Origin of the sequence: Cohnella luojiensis (genome assembly GCF_004564235.1) — a bacterium.
Taxonomy (GTDB): domain Bacteria; phylum Bacillota; class Bacilli; order Paenibacillales; family Paenibacillaceae; genus Cohnella; species Cohnella luojiensis.
This window is the reverse complement of sequence record NZ_SOMN01000086.1, coordinates 1-1,654: the sequence shown is the minus strand read 5'-3', so window position 1 is coordinate 1,654 and position 1,654 is coordinate 1. Positions and strand designations below refer to the sequence as shown.

1 protein-coding gene is annotated in these 1,654 nt (G+C 38.1%); it reads left to right on the top strand.

Translation table 11 applies throughout. The features are described 5' to 3' along the window. The first annotated feature begins 697 nt into the window (after positions 1-697). Positions 698-1,303, top strand: coding sequence for a hypothetical protein (locus tag E2980_RS23810; protein ID WP_135154697.1), 606 nt, complete (start codon positions 698-700; stop codon positions 1,301-1,303). Positions 1,304-1,654: the final 351 nt, after the last annotated feature.

Sequence of the window (1,654 nt, the reverse complement as noted above, 5' to 3'; positions counted from 1 at the left end):
TTCGATGTAGCAATTGGCAGTAGCAGGGAAGCGGAATCAGCCGGACACATCCTACCACCTAACCGCATCGCGGCCAGTCGCTTCGCTCCTTTAAGGTGGTAGGACGTCGTGAACACAAGAACGTTATGCGTAATTCCCGAGAGCATTTATCAAGGCTAGATTATGGCGTGTCCGTTTTAATAAAACCAATATTATCATTAAAATCTAAGAACATTAAAAACCAGGAGCATCATAAAACCAAGGCATCATAAAACCAAGAGCATCATAAAACCAGGAGCATCATAAAACCAAGGCATCATAAAACCAAGAGCATCATAAAACCAAGAGCATCATAAAACCAAGAGCATTATAAAATCCAAAGGCATCATAAGAACCAAGTACATCATAAGAACCAAGTACATGATAAGAACCAAAGGCCATAATATTAATAATCAAAAGGCCTTTAAGGACAGTCGCTTCGCTTTTGTTAAGTACTGAATGTATTTCACGAGGTCGGGAACAACGCATAACACCATATTAGCGCTACGGGCCATACAGCCCTTGATCTGCCAGATGTATTTTCGAGGAAGAGAACTCAGGCAGATACATCCATTCCCCTAAGATAAGAGCTATCTAAGGGGAATGGACGTCGTGAATACAGGGACGTTATCGGAAATCATAGTTTGAAACTTATAAACCCCAAAGGAAGAAATTCAATATGAATTGTTATTATCATGTTAAAGAGGAAAGTGAAACAAGTTGTAACTTATGTAAAAGGTTCTTATGCAATCAATGTATCAATCCAGAGGATGGATATTGTTGGTCATGTTCTCATGACTTTAATGCAGGATTGTATCAAGAAAAAGTTGATCATAAGTTTGCAATAAAGCGAATTAAAGAATATGTATATTGTTTTTTATTTTATGAATTTAGTTACTTACTCATATCTTTAATGTTTGGAAGATTAAGTCCAATTGTTTTTGTTGTTGAAGCTCCTTTCATTTTGATAGTAGGTATACCAGTTTCAATATTAATTGAATGGATAATTGAAACAAAAGCTAGTAAGTTTGATTATAAATTGAAGTATATAATTGGTTTTGCTTTTTATTTATTTTCAGCATTGTTTTGTACAATTTCTATTTTTGGTATTGAAGACTTTGAATTAACCTCGATATTAACAATTTCTGTCGCGCTATCTATCTTTTTTATTTTAAGAATATTAAGAAGCAATAGAAAACGATCGATAATATTAGTTTCAAGCATAGGTTATTTGATTTTAATAATTGTAAACTTCTTAACGATAAATTCAAATAACTGGATATAGACAGATCAGAGATTTGTAGTAATTCAAAGTAGACAATGACTTCGGATAACACCATGTTCACGCTTCGGGGCATTCGCCCCTCGGTCCGGCAGGAGTTAGATGTGAGTTCAGAGAAGTATTGGCAGCAGCAGGGAAGCGGAATCAGCCGGACACATCCGCACCGACTAAGCGCGTCGCGCCCGGCGACTTCGTCGCCTTAAGTCGGTGGGACGTCGTGAACACATGAACGTTAGTACGCCAAGCAAGTTCGGCTTGTCTTGCGAGGTGAAAGTCCAAGCAGAGCAAGGTTTAACCAACCACTCTTATCGCGTGTTGCGCCGAAACGGGAGACCGCCAGGTGAAGTGTACACA